The sequence below is a fragment of the Methylobacterium sp. J-092 genome (assembly GCF_022829325.1).
Lineage (GTDB): Bacteria > Pseudomonadota > Alphaproteobacteria > Rhizobiales > Beijerinckiaceae > Methylobacterium.
On sequence record NZ_JAKSXU010000098.1, the window covers coordinates 1 to 22,308 of the forward strand.

Consider the following 22,308-nt stretch of genomic DNA (forward strand, 5'->3'; position numbering starts at 1 on the left):
CAGTCCCTCACCACGATCGCCGAACGTGCCGGTCCACACACCAGGACCAGCACACACCCTGGCGCGGGGTGGAGCAGCCCGGTAGCTCGTCAGGCTCATAACCTGAAGGTCACAGGTTCAAATCCTGTCCCCGCAACCAAATCAGCATGAAGCCCGCGCCGTCCGACACGACGGCGCGGGCTTCGTCGTGCGCGGTCAACGAGCTTCGTCAAGCCTCATGCGAACCCTCCGCGTCATCGGAATCGGAACCGGCGATCCGGAGCACCTCACCCTCCAGGCGGTGCGGGCCCTGGCCGACGTCGACGCGGTGTTCGTCCTCGACAAAGGCGCCGACACGGACGACCTCGTCGCCCTGCGCCGAACGATCTGCGCCCGGCACATCCGCAAGGCGTATCGCGTGGTCGTGGCGCAGGATCCCCCGCGCGAGCGCCGGCCGGCGGACTACGCTGCCACGGTCGAGGCCTGGCACGCCGCCCGGGCCGACCTCCTCGGCGGCCTGATCGCGACGAATCTCGGGGCAGGGGAGGTCGGCGCCTTCCTGGTCTGGGGCGATCCGGCGCTCTACGACAGCACCCTGCGCATCCTCGAGCGCATCCTCGCCCGCGATGCCCGAGCCTTCGCCTATACGGTGATCCCCGGCATCTCGAGCGTGCAGATGCTGGCGGCCGCCCACCGCATCCCGCTGAACCGGATCGGCGGGGCCGTCCACATCACCACGGGCCGCGCGATCGCCGATGGCTTGCCGCCGGGCGTCGGCAGCGTCGTGGTGATGCTCGACGCCGACCCGCGCTTCGACCATCTCGATCCCGAGCTGACGATCCACTGGGGTGCCTATCTCGGCTCGCCGGACGAACTCCTGATCGTCGGGCGGCTCGGCACCGTCGGGCCGGAGATCCGCCGGCAGCGCGCCGCGGCACGCGCCCGCCACGGCTGGATCATGGACGTCTACCTGCTGCAACCGCCCGAGACGCCCTGATCCCAGCCGGGCGCGGCGAACGGGCCACGGACGCGTGCGCCCGGCTGCGGTAGAGCGTGCGCCATGCTGACCTTGCGACCCTACCAGCGTGCCAGCCTCGACGCGCTTGCCGCCGCCTGGAGCGGGGCAGGGGGCCAGCCCCTGCGCGACGGCCTGATCGTGCTGCCGACCGGCGCGGGCAAGGCGCTGGTGATCGCGGCGCTCGCGCGGGAGACGCTGCAGGCGGATCCCCTCGCCCGCATCGTCGTCGTCACCCACAGCCGGGAGCTGATCGCCCAGAACTTCTCCGAGCTCACCGGCTACTGGCCGGAGGCGCCAGCCGGGATCTTCTCCGCCGGGCTCGGGCGGCGGGAGGCGGGGGCGCAGGTGCTGGTCTGCGGCATCCAATCCGTCGCCGACCGGCTCGACGCGATCGGCCCGCGCGACCTGGTCATCGTGGACGAGGCGCACCTGATCCCGCGCTCGGCCGAGACCCGCTACGGCCGCTTCCTCGCCGGCTTGCGGGCGCTGCGGCCGGAGCTTCGCGTCGTCGGCTTCACCGCGACGCCCTATCGGCTCGACAGCGGACGCCTCGACGAAGGCGCGGGCCGGATCTTCGAGGGCATCGTCTACGAGGTCGATGCCGGCGACCTGATCGGGCAGGGCTATCTGTGCCCGCTCCTGTCGAAGGCGACGCTGACCGCCCTCGACGTCGCCGGCGTGGGCAAGCGCGGCGGCGACTACATCCCGAGCCAGCTCGAAGCGGCGGTCAACCGCGACTGGATCACCCGCGCCGCGGTCGAGGAGATGGTCGGCTACGGCCGCGAGCGCCGGGCCTGGCTCGCCTTCTGTGCCGGGCTCAGCCACGCGGACGCGGTGCGCGACGCGATCCGCGCGGAGGGCCATTCCTGCGAGACGATCTCCGGCGAGACCCCGCGGCGCGAGCGCGACCGGATCGTGGCGGCCTTCCGCGCCGGGCGGATCCGCTGCCTGACCTCCGTCGGCGTGCTCGCCACCGGCTTCAACGTGCCGGAGGTCGACCTCATCGCCCTGCTCCGGCCGACCCAGAGCACCGGGCTCTACGTGCAGCAGGTCGGGCGCGCGCTGCGCAACGCGCCCGGCAAGCGCGACGCGCTGATCCTCGACTATGCCGGCCTGGTGCGGATGCACGGCCCGGTGGACGTGGTCACCGCCCGCACCGCCGCCGCGGTGAAGGGCAGGGAAGGGCTGGCGCGGGCCAAGCCCTGCCCCGGCTGCGGCGCGCTGATCGCGCTCAACGCCTCGACCTGCGAGCCTTGCTGGATCGAACCGGAGGACGACGCGGCGTCCGCCAAGCACGAGGCCGCGGCCGACGACGAATTGCCGATCCTGTCCGAGCGCGCGGACGGCTGGCGGCCGGTCTCGGATTGGCGCTTCGAGCGCGGGGCGGACGGCCTCGACATCGTGCTGCGCTGCTCCGACGGCGCCCATCGCATCCGGCTCGCTCTGGAGCGGACGGGCTTTGCCCGCGACAAGGCGGTGCAGTGGTGGCGCGGGCTCGGCGGCGGCTGCGCGGCGCCGATGGATGCCGCCGAAGCCCTGGACCGCCGCGACGAGCTGGTGTGTCCGGCGGCGATCCGCATCCGCCCGAGCGGCCGGGCCTCGGAGGAGGTGGCCTGCCGCTTCCCCGACGGACGCATCGTCTCCGATGTCCGCCGCCTGGCCGATGCGCTGGCCGCCTGATGCCGAGGGCGTTCGTGACCCGGGGCAAGCGTAGAGGGCAGGGGGCTCGGAGCGCCCTCGCCCGGGACGACGCGAGCCTGGATCCGCCGGGCCCGGATCGCCGAGGCCGTGAAGGCGATCCTGCCGGATGCTGGCATGCCAGCTGGTTCGGGACCGGCCGAAGCCCCTCGCCTCGTGGACATCAGCCTTTCATGTTCCATAATATATCTTATGCGAATGACGGATGTGCCCTTCAGGGGCGTGTTTCCGCAGGCGATCCCGGGCGGTCGGCGGCCGGAATCGAGTGCGGTCAGCGCACCGTGACGCGCACGTCGGACTCGTAGCCGGTGCCGTCGGCGTTGATGACGAAGATGCGGAAGGTGTCGAGCCCCTCGAACCCCTCCTCCGAGGTGTAGGTCAGCTTCAAGCCCGGCACCTTGCGGGCGTTGCAGGCCGCCAGCGCCGATCCCACGCCGTAACGGGGAAACGAATCCGTCTGCGCCAGCTCGATCGAGCCGTGCCGGGGCTGCTCCAGGGTACGGATCACCACCGGGCCCTGCGAGGAGCAGTCCGGGAACAGCGAGGCGAAGAACGCGATGGTGCGGGCCTCGCCCTTCGGCACCACCCGCATCAGCGGGAACGCGGCCGGCGGCGGAGGCGTGGGCGGCGCGGGCGGCGTCAGCGTGGTCGGCGGAATCGGATCGGCCGGCGTGGCGAGGGCCGGGCGCGTGCAGGCGGGAGCGGCGAGACACAGGGCCGCGAGCGCGGCGATCGGCAAGCGGGGCATGGCCGGGACGCGCGACAAGACCGGGAAGCGGGGCATGGCATCTCCTCGTATCCGGCCTGCAGCGTAGGGTGCGCCAGCGTCCGGCGCATGACGCATGACCGGCCGGCCCGATGCAAATCTTCGTGCGGTCGCGCAGCGCCCTCCGGCGCCCACCGTGCCGGAACCGGTCTCACGCCTCCAGCGGGATCTCGATGTGGAAGCGGGCGCCCTGCCCGCGCGGCGTCGCGATCCGGGCGTCGAGCTGGCGGGCGAGGTTCGCGATCACGCGCATGCCCAGGCTGCCCGAGGCCCGGCCGATGTCGAAATCCGCCGGCAGGCCGACGCCGTCGTCCGACACGTCGAGGACGAGCGCCGCGCCGGTGCAGGCGGCGCCCACGCGCACCTCCCCGGTCCTGTCGGGATAGGCGTACTTGATCGCGTTGGTGACGAGCTCGTTGACCATCAATCCCATCGGGATCGCCCGGTCGGCCGAGACCCGCAGCGGCTCGGCGCTGCAGCGGATGCGGTGGTTCGGCGCGCTGCTCTGCAGGTTGGCCGTCAACGTCTCCAGGAACTGCGCGAGGTCGATCTCGCCCGGCGTGGTGTCGCCCTGGCGCCAGAGCTGGTCGTGGACACCGGCGATGGCCTCGACCCGGGTGCGGGCGTCGATCAGGGCGTCGCGCACGGCCGGGTCGTCGGCGTTGCGCGCCTGCAGCGCGAGCAGGCTCGCGACGATGGCCAGGCTGTTCTTCACCCGGTGGCTCATCTCGCGGACGAGCAGGTCCTGCCGCGCCAGCGCCTGCTTGAGCAGCCCCTCCGTGCGCTGCCGCTCGATCGCGCCGCCGAGCAGGTTGGCGAAGCCCTGCATGAAGGCGATGTCGGCCTCGGTGAACATGCCCTCGCGGGTATCGTCGACCTCGAGCACCCCGAAGGCGCCTTCGCGGTTCTCGATCAGCACGTTGATCGCCCGGCGGATGCCGTGCTCGGCCATGATCTGCGGCGTGCGGAAGCGGTTCTCGTTCTCGAGGTGGTTGGAGATCACCGGCCGGCCGGTCTTGAGGGCGAAGCCCGCGGGCGAGGCGAGGTCGGCGCCGACGCGGGCGTGGCCGACGACGTTCGGTCCCCAGCCGACGCCGGCGCGCACCAGCAGCATGTCCTCGTCGTGCAGGTGCTCCAGCGCCTTGCAGAACTCGGCGCCCATGCCCTCGGCGCAGAGTTCGGTCGCCCGCTGCAGCAGCGCGTCGACGTCCTCGCCGCGCAGGGCCTCGACGCCGAACTCGGACAGGATCGCCTGCTGGCGGAGGCGGTAGTTCAGGTCCGGATGGTGATCGCTCATGACGCGGGGAGGGTAGCAGGGATGGGTGCGGGAGGCGACGCGCGTTGCGGACCGCCCTGCCCGCGCCGTTCCCGTTCGCGCCCCCTTCCCTGCCCCCGCCCTGCGCGCTGCCGCGCCCCCTGCCCTCGCCGCGCGAAGGTCCGTCCCCTGGCCTTCGCACCGCACGATCCTATCTGGTTTCAGTCCAAGCTGCGCCATCCCAGCTGCGCCATGCCCGGAGATCGCATGATACCTCTCAGGCTCACCGTGAACGGCATGGTGCGCGAGGTCCTCTTGGAGGATCCCCGCGTGACCCTGCTCGACCTGCTGCGCGAGCGCCTCCATCTCACCGGATCGAAGAAGGGCTGCGACCGCGGCCAGTGCGGCGCCTGCACGGTGCTGGTCGACGGCCGGCGGATCAACGCCTGCCTCGCGCTCGCCGTCAGCCTCGACGGCGCCTCCGTCACCACCATCGAGGGGCTGGCGGACGGCGACGCTCTGCACCCGGTGCAGGCGGCGTTCATCGCGCATGACGGCTTCCAGTGCGGCTTCTGCACGCCGGGCCAGATCATGAGCGCGGTCGGGCTGATCACGGAGGGGCAGGCGGGGACCGATCCCGAGCGGATCCGTGAGGGCATGAGCGGCAACCTCTGCCGCTGCGGCGCCTATGCCGGCATCAGTGAGGCGGTTCTGGCCGCGCAGGGCGCCGGCGACGGCGCGGCGATGCGGGAGGACGCGGCATGAACCTGTTCGACTACACCCGTCCCGCCAGCGTCGCCGAGGCGATCGCGGCGGCGCAGGCGCCCGGAGCGGCCTATCTCGGCGCCGGCACCAACCTGCTCGACCTGATGAAGGGCGGCGTCGTGACGCCGGCCCGCCTCGTCGACGTCACCCGCCTCCCCGGCCTCGACCGGATCGAGTTCCTGGACGACGGCGGCGTGCGCATCGGCGCGCTGGTGCGCAACAGCGACCTCGCCCACGATCCGCGCTTCGCCAAGACCTATCCCGCGGTGGCCGAGGCGCTTCTCGCGGGCGCCTCGGCGCAGCTGCGCAACGCCGCGACCGCCGCCGGCAACCTGATGCAGCGTACCCGCTGCCCGTACTTCGCGGATGCCACCTCCCCCTGCAACAAGCGCGCGCCGGGCTCGGGATGCGCCGCGATCGGCGGGGCGACGCGGCTGCACGCGGTGCTCGGCTGGAGCGAGCACTGCATCGCCACCAACCCATCGGATTTCTGCGTGCCGCTGGCGGCCTTCGACGCCGTCGTCGAGATCGAGGGCGCGGGCGGCCGGCGTGCGGTGGCGCTGGTCGACTTCCATCGCCTGCCCGGCGATGCGCCGGAGCGCGAGACCGACCTGGCGCCGGGCGAGCTGATCGTCGCGGTGCGCCTGCCGCCGGAGGCGGCCGGGTTTTCGGCCCATGCCCGCTACCTCAAGGTCCGCGACCGCACCTCCTACGCCTTCGCGGTGGTCTCCGCCGCGGCCGGCCTGCGCCTCGACGGCGACCGGATCGGCGAGGCCCGCCTCGCGCTCGGCGGGGTGGCGCTGAAGCCGTGGCGGGCGCGGGAGGCGGAACGCCTGCTCGCCGGCCAGGCGCCGGACCCGGATGTGTTCCGGAAGGCCGCCGACGCGGCGCTCGCCGGGGCCAAGCCGTCGGGCGAAGCCAACGTCTTCAAGATCGAGCTCGCCCGCCGCATCCTCGTGCGGGCCCTGACGCTGGCGGCCGCCGGCACGCCGGAGCGCCTGCCGGCGCTGCCGGCCTCGCCGTTCGCCGCCCCTTTCGCCGTCCCCTCCCCTTCGCCGGCAGGAGCCGCCCATGGCTGAGATCGCATTGACGTCCGCGCCGCAGCGGGCCCGCCACGGATCGAGCATGGGCCAGCCCCTGACCCGGCGCGACGGGCCGCTGAAGGTCACCGGCCGGGCGACCTTCGCGGCTGACAACGTCGCGGACGGCACCCTCCATGCGGCGCTCTGCGTCGCCCGGATCGCCCGCGGGCGCGTCACCCATCTCGACGTGGCGGCGGCCGAGGCCCATCCGGGCGTCGTCGCGGTGATGACGCCGGACAACGCTCCCGCCCTCGCCCAGCACCCGGACGACAAGCCCCACGGCTTCATCTTCCGCCTCGACCTGCTGCAGGATTCGGCCGTCCGCTACGCCAACCAGCCGATCGCGGTGGTGATCGCCGAGACGCTGGAGGCGGCCACCGAGGGCGCGCGCCTGCTGAGCCCGCGCTACGAGGCCGAGACGCCGCGCATCGGCCTCGACGCCGAGCCGCCGTTCACGCCCCCCGGCATCGGCGTCGGCCAGCCCCCGGAGGAGACCCACGGCGACGTCGAGGCCGGCCTCGCCGCCGCGAGCCGGCGGATCGCGGCGACCTACGAGACCCCGGCCCAGTACCACAACGCCATGGAGCCGCACGCGGCGGTGGCCTCCTGGGACGGCGACCAGCTCACGCTGCACACGCCGAGCCAGGGCATGTCGATGGCCCAGGGGCGCCTCGCCGGGCTGTTCGGGATCGCGCCGGAGAACATCCGGATCGAGAGCCCGTTCCTCGGCGGCGGCTTCGGCTCGAAGGGCCTGATCTCGGGCCCGCAGATCCTGGCCTGCATGGCCGCGCGCCTCGTCGGCCGGCCGGTCAAGCTGGTGCTCGCGCGCGCGCAGATGTACGGCCCGGTCGGCCACCGCGCCGAGACCCGGCAGAGCTTCCGCCTCGGCGCCGACGACGCCGGCAAGCTGACGGCGCTGGAGCACGAGACGCTGACGGCCTCGAGCCGGTTCGACGACTTCTTCGAGCCGGCCGGCGGCGTCTCGCACACCCTCTACGCCAGCCCGGCCATCGCGGTCCGGCACCAGGCGGTGCGGGTCGACACCGGCACGCCGCTGTTCATGCGCGCGCCCGGCGAGGCCTCGGGCAGCGTCGCGCTGGAGAGCGCGATCGACGAGATGGCGCTGGCCTGCGGCATGGACCCGCTGGAATTCCGCCTGGCGAACTATGCCGAGGTCGAGCCGATCTCCGGAAAGCCGTTCTCCTCCAAGGCCCTGCGCGAGTGCTACACCCGCGGCGCCGAGCGCTTCGGCTGGTCGGCGCGGCCGAGAGCGCCGCGGCAGACCCGCGACGCGAACGGCCTCCTCGTCGGCTGGGGCATGGGCACCGCGACCTTCCCGGCGCTGATGTTCGAGGCGCAGGCGAAGGCCGAGCTGCGGGCCGACGGCACCGGCCTGATCGAGACCGGCGCGCACGACATGGGGCAGGGCGCCTGGACCGCGCTCGGCCAGATCGCCGCCGACGGGCTCGGGATCGGCCTCGACAGGCTGACCTTCCGGATGGGCTCCTCCGACCTGCCGAACGCCGGCATCGCCGGCGGCTCGGCCCACACCGCCACCGCGGGCGGGGCGATCCACGCGGCGGGCCAGGCGGTGATCGCGCAGCTCGCCGACCTCGCCACCAACGATTCCGCCTCCCCGCTCTACGGCGCGGGCAATGCCGGATTCGTCGCCCGCGACGGACGACTCTTCCGGCGCGACGACGAGAGCCGCAGCGAGGCGTATTCCGACATCCTGGCACGCGCCGGACGGGCGAGCCTCACCGCGACCGGGAAGGCCTCGACCGATCCGGCGGCGGCCAAGACCTACGCCATGCACGCCCACGGCGCGGTCTTCGCCGAGGTGAAGGTCGACCCCGATCTCGGCCAGATCCGCGTCACCCGCCTCGTCGGCGCGTTCGCGGCCGGCCGCATCGTCAACCCGCGCCTGGTCACAAGCCAGTATTACGGCGGGATGATCTGGGGAATGTCGTTCGCGCTGCACGAGCACGCGGCGATGGACGCCCGCACCGGCCGCTTCCTCAACGACAACCTCGGCGAATACCACGTGCCGGTGAACGCGGACACGCCGGCCATGGAGGCGATCCTGGTGCACGAGGACGACGCTCACGTGAACGCGCTCGGCATCAAGGGCGTCGGCGAGATCGGCATCACCGGCTCGGCCGGCGCCATCGCCAACGCGGTCTGGCACGCCACCGGCATCCGGGTGCGCGAGATCCCGATCACGCTGGACAAGCTGCTCGGGTAGCGCCCGCCGTCGCGATCCGGCAGCCCACGCCGGCGCGAACCCGGTCCCGACCGCCCTGCCCTCCCGGAGGCCCGTCGCTCAGCGGCGCGGCCTCCGTCGTCGTTCGGCCCGACCCGCGATCCGCAGGTCGCCTGCGCTCCCGAAGGGCTGCGGCGGTGCCGGCCAGCGTCTAATCCCGCTCCGTTCGTCGCAGCGGACGGTCCGCGTGCGCCGCCGCACCCAAGTCGAAAGAGAAACGGATTAAATATAGTTTGCTATAATTGTGCATTCGCACACATATTCGTCGAACGACATTGGTTATGTTCTTCTCGTTGGCGCAGGGCGGCATGTCCTGCAGAAGAAAACTTCGAGAGGAAGGATTATCTCATGACGCGCATCGTTGCCTCGGCGCTCTTCGCCGCCGTTCTCGCCCTCCCCGTCGCGGCTCGGGCCGGCGAGGGCGGTGGCGGCGACCGCCAGCCGGCCGGCGGCGGCCACATGAGCTCCTACGTGAACGACCCCTACCACGACCCCCGCTCCGCCCATTCGCAGCGCAACCGCACCGGGCAGCTTCTGGGCGCACCGATGTATTCCGACATGCCCGGCGCCACCGTCGCGCGCCGCGACGTGGTCTCGCCGCACTGGGCGTCCGGAAGCGCGGCCCCCCGCGGCCGCCGCTGATCCGATCCGCCGCCCGGCGCCGGCATCCGGCGCCGCCCCGCCCGACATCCGAGCCCGCACCGCCGCCCCCGCGCGGGCTCGCTCGCGTCCGCGCCGCGCAGGGCCGACGGGATCGCCGTCGCGGCGCCGCTCGACGGGACGCGCCCCGCCGTGCCGGCATCGCAGCGATCGCCGCGAGTCGGCGCCCACATCGTTTCAGCGCAAGAGGATCCTTCGTGGACAACATCATCCAAGGCATCTCCGAGTTTCAGGACAAGGTCTTCCCGGGGCAGCAGGCGATGTACCAGCGGCTGGTCAGGGACGGGCAGCAGCCCAAGGCCCTGATCATCGCCTGCGCCGATTCCCGCGTCTCGCCCGAGCACATCACCCAGGCCGGCCCGGGCGAGCTGTTCGTCTGCCGCAACGCCGGCAACATCGTGCCGCCGTTCTCGACCGCCACCGGCGGCGTCTCCTCGGCGATCGAGTACGCCGTCGTGGCGCTCGGCGTCCGCGACGTGGTGGTCTGCGGCCATTCCGATTGCGGCGCGATGAAGGGGCTGATGAGCCCCGAGGCCCTGGCGAGGATGCCCAACGTCGCCGCCTGGCTCCGGCACAGCCATGCGGCCGAGCGGATCGTCTGCGAGGCCTATCCCGCCGACATGGACCCGAAGGAGCGCCACCGGGCGCTCGCCCTGGAGAACGTGATCGTCCAGCTCGCGAACCTGCGCACCCACCCGAGCGTGGCCGCGGGCCTCGCCAAGGGCCAGCTGCGGCTGCACGGCTGGTTCTTCGAGATCGAGACCGGCACCCTGCTGGCCTATGACGGCGAGGCCGGCCGCTTCCTGCCGCTCGACGCCCTCGATTCCGCCGGCGACTTCCCCGTTGCCCAAGGCTCGGCCGTGCGCATGGCGGCGCCGGAATACGCGCCGCCGCAGGCGGCCGCGTAGGGGCCGGGCCGATGCGACCCACCCAAACGCCCCCCGCGCGCATCCTCCCGGCCTCCCTCGCGCGGGACCTGCCGGCCTCCTTCGTCGTGTTCCTCGTGGCGCTGCCGCTGTGCATGGGCATCGCCCTGGCCTCGGGGGTGCCGCCCGAGCGCGGGCTGATCACCGGGATCGTCGGCGGCATCGTCGTCGGACTGCTCGCGGGCTCGCCGCTGCAGGTCAGCGGGCCGGCGGCGGGGCTTGCCGTCATCGTGTTCGAGTTCGTGCGCCAGCACGGGCTCGGGATGCTCGGCCCGGTGCTCGTGCTCGCCGGCGCGGTCCAGGTCGCCTCCGGCGCGCTCCGGGTCGGAGGCTGGTTCCGCGCGATCTCGCCGGCGGTGGTGCACGGGATGCTCGCCGGCATCGGCCTGCTGATCGTGCTCGGCCAGGTCCACGTGCTCACCGACGCCCTGCCGCTGGCCTCGGGCCTCGACAACCTCGTGGCGATCCCGGCCGCGTTCTTCGACTTCGTCACGGGCGAGGGCAACCGCGTCGGCGCCGTCACGGTGGGCCTCGCCACCATCGCGGCGATGATCGCCTGGGAACGCCTGCGGCCGGCGCGGATGAGGATGGTGCCCGGCGCGCTGATCGGCGTCCTCGCCGGCACCGCGGTCGCCGGGCTCGGCGGCCTCGCGGTCAAGCGGATCGAGGTCCCGGACGCGATCCTGTCCACCCTGTCGATGCCGGGGGCGGCGGAGTGGGGCCGGCTGCTCGAGCCGACGATGATCGTGATGGCGTTGACCATCGCCGCCGTCGCCAGCGCCGAGAGCCTGCTGTCGGCGGCCGCCGTCGACCGGATGCACGACGGGCCGCGCACGCAGTACAACCGCGAGCTCGGCGCGCAGGGCGTCGGCAACCTGATCTGCGGCCTGATCGGCGGCCTGCCGATGACCGGGGTGATCGTGCGCTCCTCGGCCAACGTCCAGGCCGGCGCGGCGACGCGGGCCTCGACGGTGATGCACGGGACGTGGATCCTCGCCTTCCTGCTCGCCCTCCCCTGGGTGCTGAAGCTGGTGCCGACGGCCGCGCTCGCCGGCATCCTGGTGGTCACCGGCTGGCGCCTGATCGGGCCCCACCACGCCGTCCACCTGCACGCGCGCTACGGCTGGCTCACCGCCGCGATCTGGCTCGCGACGATGGTGATGGTGGTGGCCACCGACCTGCTCACCGGCGTGCTGGTCGGGCTCGGGCTCAGCCTGCTCCAGGTCATTCCTACGCTGCGCAAGGGCCGCCTGCGGATCGAGCACGCGGCGGCGACGGAGGTGGCGGGGGTGCCGGAACTGCGCCTCTCGGGCTCGGCCACCTTCCTGCAGCTCCCGCACCTCACCGAGGCGCTGGAGCGGACCCCCGAGGGCGGCGAGGTCCGCCTCGGGACGAAGGACCTCGCCCACATCGACCACACCTGCCTGGAGATGATCGGGGACTGGGCGGGACGGCGCGCCGCCTCGGGCACGCGGGTGTCGGTCGTCGGCGGGTTCGGCCGGCCGCACGAGAAGCTCGTCGCGGCCGTGGCGGCACCGTCCAAGGACTGAGCGGCGGACACGCGGGAACGAGGGGACGGAACGACGGGGCCGGCATCGCGCGAGCGGTGCCGGCTCATCGCGTGCCCGAGCCCGCACGTTCCGGCCTTACGCGTCCGCCGGGACGGCGGCATCCGCGATCGCGAAGAGGGGCGGCTGCAGGGCCCCCGCCTCCGCCACCGGCACCGCCCGCGCGCCGTCCGGGAGGGCGGGCCCCAGAAGGCGCAGGAAATCCTCGGAGGCGGCGACGTCGAGATCGGCCGCCTTGGCGCGGGTCTCGAGGCGGGCGAGGGTGTTCATCGCCGGGCCGAGCACGGTGTACTCGGCGCGCAGTCCGTCGTCGAAGACGCCGACGAGGAGGTCGCCGGCATGGAGCGCGACGACGACGCGGAGCGGGAAGTCGCCGGCCTCGGCGCGGGTGCGGTTCAGGGCGGACAGCCGGGTGCGGATCGCGCGGGCGCAGGCCAGCGCGCCGCGGGCCTGCGCCACCGGGCCGCCGACCACGAACTGCGCCAGCACGGCGTCGCCGACATACTTGTCGACGATGCCGTCGTGCTCGGTCACGGCCGCATGCGCCAGGGCGCGGATGGCGAGCAGCGCGCGCACCATCGCCTCGGGCGGATGCTCGCGGCTGAGGCGCGAGAACCCGCGGACGTCGAGGGCCAGCAGGCAGGCATGGCGCCGGCGTGCCGTTCCGAGGTCGCCGTCGCGGGCGAGCTCGGTCGCGACGCCGTCGGGAACGAAGCGGGCGAGCTGCGTGCGCTCGTGCTCGAGGCGCACGGCCTCGCCGGCGGCGTGGCGCAGGCGTGCGACCCCGTCGACCACCACGACGCTCGCGGCCAGGAAGGTCAGCAGTCCCGGCACCTGCTCGCCGAGATCGACATGCGGGCCGAGGAAGCCCGCCGGGTTGACGAGGCCGACGAGGATCGCGGCGCCCCAGGCGAAGACGACCGTGCCGGAGAACAGGGCCGCGTGCCACACGCGCATGCTGAGCGTGGTCTGCAGCAGCAGCAGGAAGGCCGGCAGCCGGCTCACCGCGTCGGCGGCCCCGCCATCGTCGGCGGCGCCCGCCAGCATGTGCTCGACGAGGACGTAGATCGCCAGCCCGGCGTTCAGCCCGGTGCCGGCCCAGGCGAAGCCTTCCGCGTGGCGCCCCTCCCCGCGCTCGGCCCGGCCGAACCAGACCGAGCCCGCCGCATAGAGGCCGAGGATGAACCAGTGGCTCAGCGCGTGCAGCGAGCCGTCGTAGACCTGCGCCGCCATCAGCAGCACGAGCACGATCACCACGCGCAGGACCAGCAGGCGACCGCCGGTGGCACGCTGCATCAGCCGCAGGACGGTGTTCTCGTCCTGCGCGCGCTGTGCGGCCCTGTCGTCGAGCATGAGGCGGGTGCCCGCGCGGGTCGGGACTACCCGGCCCGGCTGAGCCGGCGGGCGCCGCCGAAGCGGTTGAGGAAGCGCGGCTCCTTCTCCGGCGCGATCCGGATGGCGAGGTGCAGCGTGCCGCCCTCCTCCATGCGCCGGTCGAGCACCTCGGCGTTCTCGTAGAGCCAGTGCAGGGCCGCGCCCTCCTCGGGGCCGAGGATGACCGCGAAGGTCGAGCGCGCGCGGGCGATGCGCGCCTCGATCCGCGCGGTCAGCGCCGACAGCCCCTCCCCCGTCAGCGACGAGACGAGCACCGGTGCGGCGCCGTCGCGGTCGTTGCGGTCGTGGGCCGAGAGGTTGGCGAGGCGCGTGCGCTCGCCCTCGTCGAGCAGGTCCGCCTTGTTCCAGACCTCGATGATCCGGTCGGCCGACATCTCGATTCCGAGCTCGCCCAGCACCGTGCCGACATCCTCGGCCTGCGCCTCGGAATCGACGTGGGCGACGTCGCGCACGTGGAGCAGGATGTCGGCCTCGATCACGTCTTCCAGCGTGGCGCGGAAGGCGGCGATCAGGGCGGTCGGCAGGTCGGAGATGAAGCCGACGGTGTCGGACAGGATCACGGTCTCGCCGTGCGGCAGCTTGGTGGCGCGGGCGGTGGGGTCGAGGGTGGCGAACAGCATGTCCTGCGCCACCACCTGCGCCTTGGTCAGGGCGTTGAACAGCGTCGACTTGCCGGCATTGGTGTAGCCGACCAGCGCCACGATCGGGTAGGGCACGCGCGCCCGGCTTTGCCGGTGCAGGCCGCGGGTGCGGGTGACGGCGTCGAGGTCGCGCTCGATCCGCGTCATGCGCTCCTGGATCATGCGCCGGTCGGCCTCGATCTGGGTCTCGCCGGGGCCGCCGAGGAAGCCGAAGCCGCCGCGCTGGCGCTCCAGGTGGGTCCAGGACCGCACCAGCCGCGACTTCTGGTAGGCCAGGTGGGCGTGCTCGACCTGGAGCGTGCCCTCGCGCGTCGAGGCGCGGCGGCCGAAGATCTCGAGGATCAGGCCGGTACGGTCGATGACCTTGGCGCCGAATTCCTTCTCGAGGTTGCGCTGCTGCACCGGCGACAGGGCGCAATCCATCACCACGAGGCCGATCTCGCTCGCCTTGATCAGGCCAGCGATCTCCTCGACGCGGCCCTTGCCGAGATAGGTCGAGGGCCGGATGCGGGCGAGGCTGAGCGGGATCGCCTCGACCACGTCGAGCTCGATCGCGGCGGCCAGCCCCACCGCCTCCTCCAGCCGCGCCTGCGTCGAGCGCGAGACCGGCGCCGGCCCGTGCGGCGACGCGGCCGCGGTGCGGCTGAGGTAGGGACCGATGACGAGGGTGTGGGTCGCGGCGGCGATCTCGCCTTCCGGCGCGGCCATCGCCTGCAGTCGGGCCTCGCCGGAGGTCAGCGTCTCGGTCATGGAATCCTTGAGCCGCCGCCCGTCGGGGCGGCGGCGTGATGCGTTTCGGAACCCCTCAGATGGGGCTGAGCGGCCGGCGAACCAAGATGGCGCGGAACACGCTCGCGCGGACCGGGGCCGGCCGCGCGTCAGGAGCGCCCGGTCACGCCTTCTCGGGGGCGGTCTCGTCCGGCTCGAACAGCTGCACGGGATGGCCCGGCATGATCGTCGAGATCGCGTGCTTGTAGACGAGCTGGGAATGGCCGTCGCGGCGAAGCAGCACGCAGAAGTTGTCGAACCAAGTCACCACGCCCTGCAGCTTGACGCCGTTGACGAGGAAGATCGTCAACGGAATCTTGTTCTTGCGGACATGGTTGAGGAAGGTGTCTTGCAGGTTCTGTGCGCGTTCGGCCGCCATCTTCTTGTCCTTTGTTGTCTTGGCGCCCGCCTTCGGGAGCGGGTTTTCGTTCTATCCGCGGCATCGATCCTGCCGCCGCAGCGCTGGTCTTGAGGAGCCCGCCGCGGAGCGGAACCGTGCATTACAGGTTCAATTCCGGCGCCGATGCAAGACCCGAACCGGCTCCGCACGCGACGAACGGGGGTTGCTTCTCACCGCTTCCGTCATCCGCCCGCAAGGCGCTCAGGGGCCGATCCCCAGGGACTTCAGCTTGCGGTGCAGGGCCGAGCGCTCCATGCCGATGAATTCGGCGGTCCGGGAAATGTTTCCCGAGAAGCGGGCGATCTGCGCCACGAGGTATTCGCGCTCGAAGATCTCGCGCGCCTCGCGCAGCGCCAGGCTCATCAGCTTCTCGCCGCCGGCGCCGTTCGGGGTCGTCGGCACCAGGGCGCCGATCTCGGAGGGCAGCATCTCCGAGGTGATCTCCTGGTCCGGGTCGGCCTGCGTCAGGATCATCAGCCGCTCGACGTTGTTCTTGAGCTGGCGCACGTTGCCCGGCCAGTTGTGCGACTGCAGCACCGCCATCGCGTCCTGCCCGATGACCCGGCGCGGCAGCCCGGTCTGGGCCGAGATGTTGTCCATGAAGAACTGGATCAGCTCCGGCACGTCCTCGCGGCGCTCCGAGAGCGAGGGCACGCGGATCGGCACCACCGAGAGCCGGTGGAACAGGTCCTCGCGGAAGCGCCCAGCGGCGATCTCCTCGGCGAGGTCGCGGGAGGAGGACGAGATGATGCGGACGTCGACGTGGACGCGGGTGGTGCCGCCGACGCGCTGGAAGTTCTGGTCGACGAGGACGCGCAGGATCCGGCCTTGCGTCTCGCGCGGCATGTCAGCGACCTCGTCGAGGTAGAGGGTGCCGCCATGCGCCTCCTCCAGCGCGCCGACCCGCCTCCCCTGCTCGCCGCCGGCCTCGACCCCGAACAGCTCCGATTCCATCGTCTCCGGCAGGATCGCGGCCGCGTTGAGCAGCACGAACGGCCCGCTCGCCCGGGCCGAGGCCTTGTGCAGGCCGCGCGCGGCGAGCTCCTTGCCGGAGCCCAGCGCCCCGGTGATCATCACCCGGGCGTTGGTCGGGGCGACGCGGTCCAGCGTCTGGCGCAGCTGGTTGATCGCCACCGAGCCGCCGACGATGCGGTTGGCGGTGCCGGAGCGCGCGGTGAGGTCGCGGACCTCGCGCCGCAGGCGCGAGGCCTCGAGCGCGCGCTCGGCCACCAGGATCAGCCGGTCGGCCTTGAACGGCTTCTCGATGAAGTCGTAGGCGCCCGCCTTGATCGCCGAGACCGCGGTCTCGATGTTGCCGTGGCCCGAGATCATCACCACCGGCAGGTCCGGGTGGGACGCCTTGATCAGGTCGAGCACCTGCAGGCCGTCGAGGCGCGAGCCCTGCAGCCAGATGTCGAGGAAGACGAGGTGGGGGCGGCGCGCCTCGATCGCGGCGAGCGCCTCGTCGGAGCTGCCCGCGGTGCGCGAGCGGTGGCCTTCGTCGTCGAGGATGCCGGCGACCAGGTCGCGGATGTCGGCCTCGTCGTCGACCACCAGGATATCGGCGCTCATGGCTGCATCTCCGCAATCTCTCGGGGGGCCGTCGTCGCGGCGCCCTTCTCGTCAGGGTTGGGGCGGGCCGGGCCCGCGACCGCGTCGTCCGCGGGCGACAGCGCGCGGGGCACGCGCATGCACACCTGGCCGCCGCGGCCGGCGGGGTTGTCGTTCAGCTCGATCCCGCCGCCGTGCTCTTCCAGCACCTTGCTCACGATCGCCAGCCCGAGGCCGGTGCCGCCCTCGCGGGTCGTCATGTAGGGCTCCAGCAGGCGCTGGCGCCCCTCGACGGGAAATCCCTTGCCGTTGTCGGTCACCGCGATCGTGGCGAAGCCCTCCTCGACGGTGAGGCTCAAGCCGATCTTGCCCTTGCCGAGCTCGGCCTCCGGCACCTCGGCCACCGCCTCGACGGCGTTCTTGAGGATGTTGGTGATCACCTGGCTCAGCAGGCGGATGTCGAAGGCCGCGGTGATCTTCTCGGCCTCCGCCGTGCCGGTGCCGCCGAGGCCGTGCGCGGTGAAGGCGAAGTCGATGTCGGGGTGCGCCACCCGCATCATGAACAGGTTCTGCTTGGCGATCTCGGTGAGGTCGTTCTCGGCGATCGCGGGCTTGGGCATCCGGGCGAAGGAGGAGAACTCGTCGACCATGCGCTTGATCTCGTCGACCTGGCGGATGATCGTCGCGGTGCACTGGTCGAACACCTCCTTGTCGGCGGTGATGACCTTGCCGTACTTGCGCCGGATGCGCTCGGCCGAAAGCTGGATCGGGGTCAGCGGGTTCTTGATCTCGTGGGCGATGCGGCGCGCGACGTCCGCCCAGGCGGAGGTGCGCTGGGCCGAGACGAGGTCGGTGATGTCGTCGGCGGTCACCACGAAGCCGCGCGCGCCGCCCTGCGCCTGCTCGCTGGTGACCCGCACCGCGATGGTGCGCTCGCGCCCGCCCCGCGTGAGCTGGATCTGGTGCGCCTGCGCGCGCTGGCGCCCCTCGGCGCCGGGCAGGAGCGGGGCGAGCTCCGGCACCGCGTCGGACAGGCGCTGGCCGACGAGCGCGCCGTCGGCGAGATCGAGCATCCGCTCGGCGGCCGGGTTCGCGATGGTGACGAAGCCAGCGGCATCGACGCCGACGACGCCGGGCGAGACCCCCGACAGCACGGCCTCGGTGAAGCGCCGGCGGCGGTCGATCAGGTCGCTCGCCGCGGTCAGCCCGGCATGCTGGCGGCGCAGCTCCTGCGTCATCTTGTTGAAGCTCTCGCCGAGATGAGCGAGGTCGCCGTCGGTCTTCCGCGCCGGAACTTGAGCGTAGAAGTTGCCCGAGGCGACCTGGTCGGCGGCGTTGATCAGGCGGCGGATCGGGGCGACGAAGCGGTTGGCGAAGTTCATCCCGAACCACACCGCCGAGAGCAGCGCGATCAGCGCGATCAGCACGAAGATCGAGGCGAAGGTCACCTGGATCGAGGTGCGCAGCGAATCGTAGGTGAGGTACTCGGCCGCCGCCGCGCGCGACACGCCGGGGAAGTCGATGGCGAGCTGGTTGACCTCGCGCTGCACCAGCAGCACCGCGTCGTCGTAGGCCGGCATCCGGAACATCGCCGCGAAGACGCGGCCCTCGGTCGGCAGCAGGCAGATCGGGTCGCTGGACTTGGCCGCGTCCTCGAAGGCGGCGGCCGAGGGCAGGCGCGTCGTCTTGAGCACGTCGATCTTGGCGCGCGCCACCACCTCGTTCGGCCCGCGCATGATCTGGGCGACCGGCAGGCCGAGATTGGTCGCGCGGGTGGTGAGGAAGCCCTCGAACCAGTCGCGGTTGACGTCGAAGTTCGGCCGCGCCCGCGTCAGGTCGTCGTTGAGGATGCGGATCTCGCGCGCCAGCGACTGGCACTGGTTCTCCTGGTAGGCGTCGGCCACCTCGACGGATTTCAGCACCACGTCGCGGACCCGGTCGGTGAAGCCGAGGGAGAGGCCGCGGTCGATCGTCACCGAGGCGACGACGGCCAGCAGGCAGGTCGGCAGGATCGCGATCAGCGAGAACAGGCCGACGATGCGGGTGTGGAGCCGGGCCACCGCCGCGTTGGCGCGCCGCGCATGCAGGAAGACCCGCGCCTCCCAGGCGATGATCACCGCGAGCCCGAGCACCAGGGCGACGTTGATGGCGAGCAGGGTGACGCCGATCGTCGGCGTCGGCGTCACGCGGATGACGCCGGCCAGCACCAGGAAGGTGGCGATCGCCGAGATCAGGGCGGTGACGACCACCCCGGCGCCGATCCAGCCGGGCCCGCGCGGCCCCGCCCGCAGCGCGTCGGGGACGGAGGCACCGCCCTCGTCGGGCCTCGCCGACGGGGCCTCCGAAGTCCTGGATCGCAGAAACGGCATGGCTGATGCAGAGCCACCACAGTGTGGCGAAATTATTACGAATCGGGCATTCGCCCGGTCGCGCCGCGCGCCCGGCGCTCCGGCCGCGACGCTTCGGCCTCCGCGCGCGCTTGGACCCCGGGCCGGACGATGCTATCCCGGTCGGCGGAGGCGAACGGGGTCTGGTGGCCCTCCTGGTCTTCAAAACCAGTGGTACGCCCAAAGCGTACGGTGGGTTCGATTCCCATCCGCTTCCGCCAACGACCCATTCGCAGCCATTCGTTGCCGGTCGCTAACCTCCAGAAAAACAAGCATTTATCAGATCCAGCCGTTCGTCAGCAGCCGCTGGCGTTCTCCCAAATTCACGCCTACGATGTGGATAGCGTCGTGGATGCGAATACCATGCAAGGCAAGCTCACCGCCCTCGCCGTTGCCCGCCTGAAAACTCCCGGACTGTATGGAGACGGCGGCGGGCTGTGGCTCCAGGTGTCTGGCAAGGGCGGGAAAAGCTGGGTCTTTCGGTACACCCTGCGCGGCAAATCGCGTGAGATGGGCCTCGGATCTGCAAACACATTTTCCCTCGTCGAGGCGCGTCACAAAGCCCTAGTCTGCCGGAAGCTCTGCTTCGACAACGTCGACCCGATCGAAGCTAGGCAGCAGCAGCGTCGCGAGGCCGACATTGAGGCGGCCCGCGCTATGACTTTCCGGCAGTGTGGAGAGGCGTACATCGAGGCGCATAAGGCTGGCTGGCGCAACGCTAAGCACGGCGCGCAGTGGGCCGCGACGCTCGAAGCCTACGTCTATCCGGTGTTTGGCGATCGGTCGGTTCAGGCGATCGACACTGCGCTCGTGACAAAGGCAATCGAGCCAATCTGGACTACAAAGCCCGAAACCGCCGTGCGAGTCCGCGGCCGGATCGAGTCCATTCTCGATTGGGCGAAGGCTCGGGGATTTCGAGCAGGCGAAAACCCGGCCCGTTGGCGCGGGCACCTTCAGAACCTTCTCCCACGGCGTGCGAAGATCCAGCGTGTCTCGCACCACGCCGCCCTCCCCTTCGTCGAGGTGCCGGCATTCATGCGTCTGCTGGAAGGCCAGCCCGGCATCGCTTCCAAGCTGATGGCTTTCACAATCCTGACGGCAGCCCGCACGGGTGCCAGACAATGCCCGCGAGCCGCCGGCTCCGGTTCGGCCTCGCATCCGCGTCGCCGACGCCACCGTCGAGGCGCTGGGCGCATTGGCAGCGGGCCTGCCGCGCGGCCTGTTGCTCGTGCGCGACGAGTTAGCCGGCTGGCTCGGTGCTTTCGATAAGTACGGTGGCGGCGGGTCCGATCGGGCCTTCGCGATCGAGATGTACGGCGGCCGTTCCTACGTCGTCGATCGGATGAAGAACCCGGAGCCGCTTCATATCCGGCATCTCAGCATCGGCGTGCTCGGCGGCGTCCAGCCCGACAAGCTGGAGATGATCCTCAACGGCCCCGACGACGGCTTGGCCTCGCGTCTGCTCTGGGCCTGGCCGGACACCAAGCCCGAGTTCACGCTCGCGCGTGGTGTTCAGGACGACGGGCCGATGCAGTCAGCCTTCGCGCGGCTCACCGACCTCGCTCAAGGCATCGACGAGTTCGGTCAGCCTGAGCCGGTGAGGCTGCGCCTGACACCGGAGGCGGAGGATCGGCTGGAGGCGTTCGCCCGTGACATGGTCGAGCGCTGCCACGAGGCCAGCGGGTTGCTCGCCGGTACGCTCGGCAAGGCGCGCGGACACGCGCTCCGGCTTTCGGCTGTTCTGGAGCACTTATGGTGGTGCGGCGGGGCACCGAGCGTGGCGGAGCCGAGGGAGATATCCCCGGATGCCGTCACCGCCGCTGCTGATCTCCTGAACGCCTACTTCCTGCCGATGGCCGAGCGCGTGTTCGGCGATGCATCGATCCCAGTCGTCGAGCGGCGCGGCATGCTGCTCGCCCGGCACCTGCGGCAGAACCGGATCGGCGAGTTCAACGCGCGGGATGTCCGGCGCCAGGTCGGCGGCATGTTGCGGGACGCCAGCGACATGGAGGCGGCCTGCAAGCAGCTTCTGGAGGCCAACCTCATCCGGCAGCGCTTCGCCCGTGCCGGCGAGCGCAAGGGTCGAAAGGCACAGAACTACGAGGTCCACCCGGAGGTGATTGCCGACCGCCCTTTTGCCGAAATCCCCATCCTTAGAAAGATGGGGCCCCCTGTGCCGGTAGTGTCATTGGCGCCAATAGCGCCAAAAACAGAGCTATTGGCGCCAAAGGCACAAACGGCACAGGGGGGTAAGATATTTTCGGTCGCTACGAAGGGGTGAGCAGCAATTCAGTCAAAAGTACCGCCCTCTCCGCCACAACATGCTTGCGCGGTGGGCGCAGTCCGGCATCCCGGCCGACTTCCTGGACGAGCTGCGCGCGAACAACGCAGCGGAGGTGGATGCGTGAGCCAACCTCCTACCCGCCGCTTAGATGCCGATACTCGTGGCTCCTGCTTCGGCTGCCTGCCTCACCCCTGCGCCCTTTCGCAACGCAGATGCGACGGCTGCAGAGGCTGTGTCGATAGCTGCGGCTCGATCATCGCCGTAGTCACGACTGTAATCCCGATTAGGATTGAAGCCCGCTTGGTAGTTGTCTGGAAATTTACGATTTATCCGTTCATTGAGCACCATCATGGCCTCATTGAATTGGGTCGAGAAATTACCTTTCTCTGCAAGGTCCACGCCCAGCATTCGTCTATCTGAGGTAGATCCTCCCGAAGAACCTGACCGACTGAAGAATATCTTGAGCGAGCGCCAAAAGCTCATGAGGTGCACCAGTGCGGAACCATGGGGAACGAACTGCGCAACACAGTAGCATGGTGTTTCCATACCCGTAGATTGCAAAATTCGGGTCTACAGCCGATCTCGGCCGCAGCGCCCTCTAGCCGGCCGGAGGGCTGAGGATCAGCTTGCCAACGAAGGGTGCGTCCGCGTTGCGGTTGCTGGTGCAGCCATAAGCCGACTCGCCCGCCTTCATGGTCCGGACCTTCAGGACGCCCTTGCCGTTCCGCTTAATCGTGTAGCCCTTCTCACTGGCGTCATGTGTCAGACCCTGTTTCATAAAGCTCGGGCGATCCGTCTGACGAGGATCATGGCTGCGGCGAGGACGAAGAAGGCGAGCGCAGAGGACGGGGTAGCCTCGTGGTCGCGAGCCAACCTGCGGCAGCGGGCGATCCAGCCGAAGC

17 protein-coding genes, 2 tRNA genes and 3 pseudogenes are annotated in these 22,308 nt (G+C 71.3%); 12 read left to right on the plus strand and 10 right to left on the minus strand.

Annotated features, from left to right (window positions below; all coding sequences use genetic code 11):
- Positions 1-62: 62 nt before the first annotated feature.
- The 3 genes from MKK60_RS11065 to MKK60_RS11075 all read left to right on the plus strand — a co-directional run bounded on the left by MKK60_RS11065 (position 63) and on the right by MKK60_RS11075 (position 2,677).
- Positions 63-139: transfer RNA gene (locus tag MKK60_RS11065), tRNA-Met, on the plus strand.
- A 78-nt stretch (positions 140-217) separates the two neighbouring features.
- Positions 218-976, plus strand: coding sequence for a precorrin-6A synthase (deacetylating) (gene cobF, locus MKK60_RS11070; RefSeq protein ID WP_243985711.1), 759 nt, complete (start codon positions 218-220; stop codon positions 974-976).
- A 63-nt stretch (positions 977-1,039) separates the two neighbouring features.
- Positions 1,040-2,677, plus strand: coding sequence for a DEAD/DEAH box helicase (locus MKK60_RS11075; RefSeq protein WP_243985713.1), 1,638 nt, complete (start codon positions 1,040-1,042; stop codon positions 2,675-2,677).
- 289 nt (positions 2,678-2,966) lie between these two features.
- Here MKK60_RS11075 and MKK60_RS11080 read toward each other — a convergent pair whose 3' ends face one another.
- Positions 2,967-3,479: a hypothetical protein gene (locus tag MKK60_RS11080; RefSeq protein ID WP_147859536.1), complete on the minus strand. Its 513-nt coding sequence runs from the start codon at positions 3,477-3,479 to the stop codon at positions 2,967-2,969.
- A gap of 133 nt (positions 3,480-3,612) precedes the next feature.
- Positions 3,613-4,758, minus strand: a complete 1,146-nt coding sequence (locus MKK60_RS11085; RefSeq protein WP_147844257.1) for a sensor histidine kinase — start codon at positions 4,756-4,758, stop codon at positions 3,613-3,615.
- 225 nt (positions 4,759-4,983) lie between these two features.
- On the opposite strand from MKK60_RS11085, the gene MKK60_RS11090 reads away from it, so the two are divergent.
- From MKK60_RS11090 to MKK60_RS11115, 6 genes are all read left to right on the plus strand, one after another.
- Positions 4,984-5,481 carry a (2Fe-2S)-binding protein gene (locus MKK60_RS11090; protein ID WP_243985715.1) on the plus strand — a complete coding sequence of 166 codons (498 nt, stop codon included), beginning with the start codon at positions 4,984-4,986 and terminating at the stop codon, positions 5,479-5,481.
- The gene (locus MKK60_RS11095) at positions 5,478-6,560 is read left to right on the plus strand and encodes an FAD binding domain-containing protein (RefSeq protein WP_243985717.1); all 1,083 of its coding nucleotides are present in this window, start codon (positions 5,478-5,480) and stop codon (positions 6,558-6,560) included. Before MKK60_RS11090 ends, MKK60_RS11095 begins: the two co-directional genes overlap by 4 nt.
- Positions 6,553-8,808, plus strand: coding sequence for a xanthine dehydrogenase family protein molybdopterin-binding subunit (locus tag MKK60_RS11100; protein ID WP_243985719.1), 2,256 nt, complete (start codon positions 6,553-6,555; stop codon positions 8,806-8,808). The genes MKK60_RS11095 and MKK60_RS11100 overlap by 8 nt, the downstream gene beginning before the upstream one ends.
- Positions 8,809-9,174: 366 nt before the next feature.
- Entirely contained in the window at positions 9,175-9,468 is a 294-nt protein-coding gene (locus MKK60_RS11105) for a hypothetical protein (protein WP_147729318.1), read from the plus strand.
- Between the two features lie 215 nt (positions 9,469-9,683).
- The gene (locus tag MKK60_RS11110; RefSeq protein WP_243932908.1) at positions 9,684-10,394 is read left to right on the plus strand and encodes a carbonic anhydrase; all 711 of its coding nucleotides are present in this window, start codon (positions 9,684-9,686) and stop codon (positions 10,392-10,394) included.
- 11 nt (positions 10,395-10,405) lie between these two features.
- A complete protein-coding gene (locus tag MKK60_RS11115; RefSeq protein ID WP_147729750.1) occupies positions 10,406-11,962 on the plus strand; it encodes a SulP family inorganic anion transporter in 1,557 nt (518 codons plus the stop codon).
- Positions 11,963-12,058: 96 nt separating this feature from the next.
- Here the strand turns inward: MKK60_RS11115 and MKK60_RS11120 are convergent, their stop codons facing one another.
- The 5 genes from MKK60_RS11120 to MKK60_RS11140 all read right to left on the minus strand — a co-directional run bounded on the left by MKK60_RS11120 (position 12,059) and on the right by MKK60_RS11140 (position 19,104).
- Positions 12,059-13,333, minus strand: coding sequence for an adenylate/guanylate cyclase domain-containing protein (locus tag MKK60_RS11120; protein ID WP_243985721.1), 1,275 nt, complete (start codon positions 13,331-13,333; stop codon positions 12,059-12,061).
- Between the two features lie 26 nt (positions 13,334-13,359).
- Positions 13,360-14,766, minus strand: coding sequence for a GTPase HflX (gene hflX / locus MKK60_RS11125; RefSeq protein WP_147843072.1), 1,407 nt, complete (start codon positions 14,764-14,766; stop codon positions 13,360-13,362).
- Between the two features lie 142 nt (positions 14,767-14,908).
- Positions 14,909-15,163, minus strand: coding sequence for an RNA chaperone Hfq (gene hfq / locus MKK60_RS11130; protein WP_066925253.1), 255 nt, complete (start codon positions 15,161-15,163; stop codon positions 14,909-14,911).
- 222 nt (positions 15,164-15,385) lie between these two features.
- Positions 15,386-16,756, minus strand: a complete 1,371-nt coding sequence (locus MKK60_RS11135; RefSeq protein WP_147726345.1) for a sigma-54-dependent transcriptional regulator — start codon at positions 16,754-16,756, stop codon at positions 15,386-15,388.
- Positions 16,753-19,104: a sensor histidine kinase gene (locus MKK60_RS11140; RefSeq protein WP_243985723.1), complete on the minus strand. Its 2,352-nt coding sequence runs from the start codon at positions 19,102-19,104 to the stop codon at positions 16,753-16,755. Before MKK60_RS11140 ends, MKK60_RS11135 begins: the two co-directional genes overlap by 4 nt.
- A 146-nt stretch (positions 19,105-19,250) precedes the next feature.
- On the opposite strand from MKK60_RS11140, the gene MKK60_RS11145 reads away from it, so the two are divergent.
- From MKK60_RS11145 to MKK60_RS11155, 3 genes and pseudogenes are all read left to right on the plus strand, one after another.
- Positions 19,251-19,343 (plus strand) — tRNA-Sec (locus MKK60_RS11145).
- Between the two features lie 142 nt (positions 19,344-19,485).
- Positions 19,486-20,235: pseudogene (locus MKK60_RS11150) on the plus strand (tyrosine-type recombinase/integrase); the annotation flags it as partial.
- Positions 20,234-21,403: a DUF3987 domain-containing protein gene (locus MKK60_RS11155; protein WP_243985726.1), complete on the plus strand. Its 1,170-nt coding sequence runs from the start codon at positions 20,234-20,236 to the stop codon at positions 21,401-21,403. The pseudogene MKK60_RS11150 and the gene MKK60_RS11155, both read left to right, overlap by 2 nt.
- 147 nt (positions 21,404-21,550) lie before the next feature.
- Here MKK60_RS11155 and MKK60_RS11160 read toward each other — a convergent pair whose 3' ends face one another.
- From MKK60_RS11160 to MKK60_RS11170, 3 genes and pseudogenes are all read right to left on the minus strand, one after another.
- The gene (locus MKK60_RS11160) at positions 21,551-21,814 is read right to left on the minus strand and encodes a hypothetical protein (protein ID WP_243985728.1); all 264 of its coding nucleotides are present in this window, start codon (positions 21,812-21,814) and stop codon (positions 21,551-21,553) included.
- A gap of 190 nt (positions 21,815-22,004) precedes the next feature.
- Positions 22,005-22,172, minus strand: a pseudogene (locus MKK60_RS11165) (anaerobic typically selenocysteine-containing protein); the annotation flags it as partial.
- An 8-nt stretch (positions 22,173-22,180) separates the two neighbouring features.
- A pseudogene (locus tag MKK60_RS11170) lies at positions 22,181-22,308 on the minus strand (IS5/IS1182 family transposase); the annotation flags it as partial.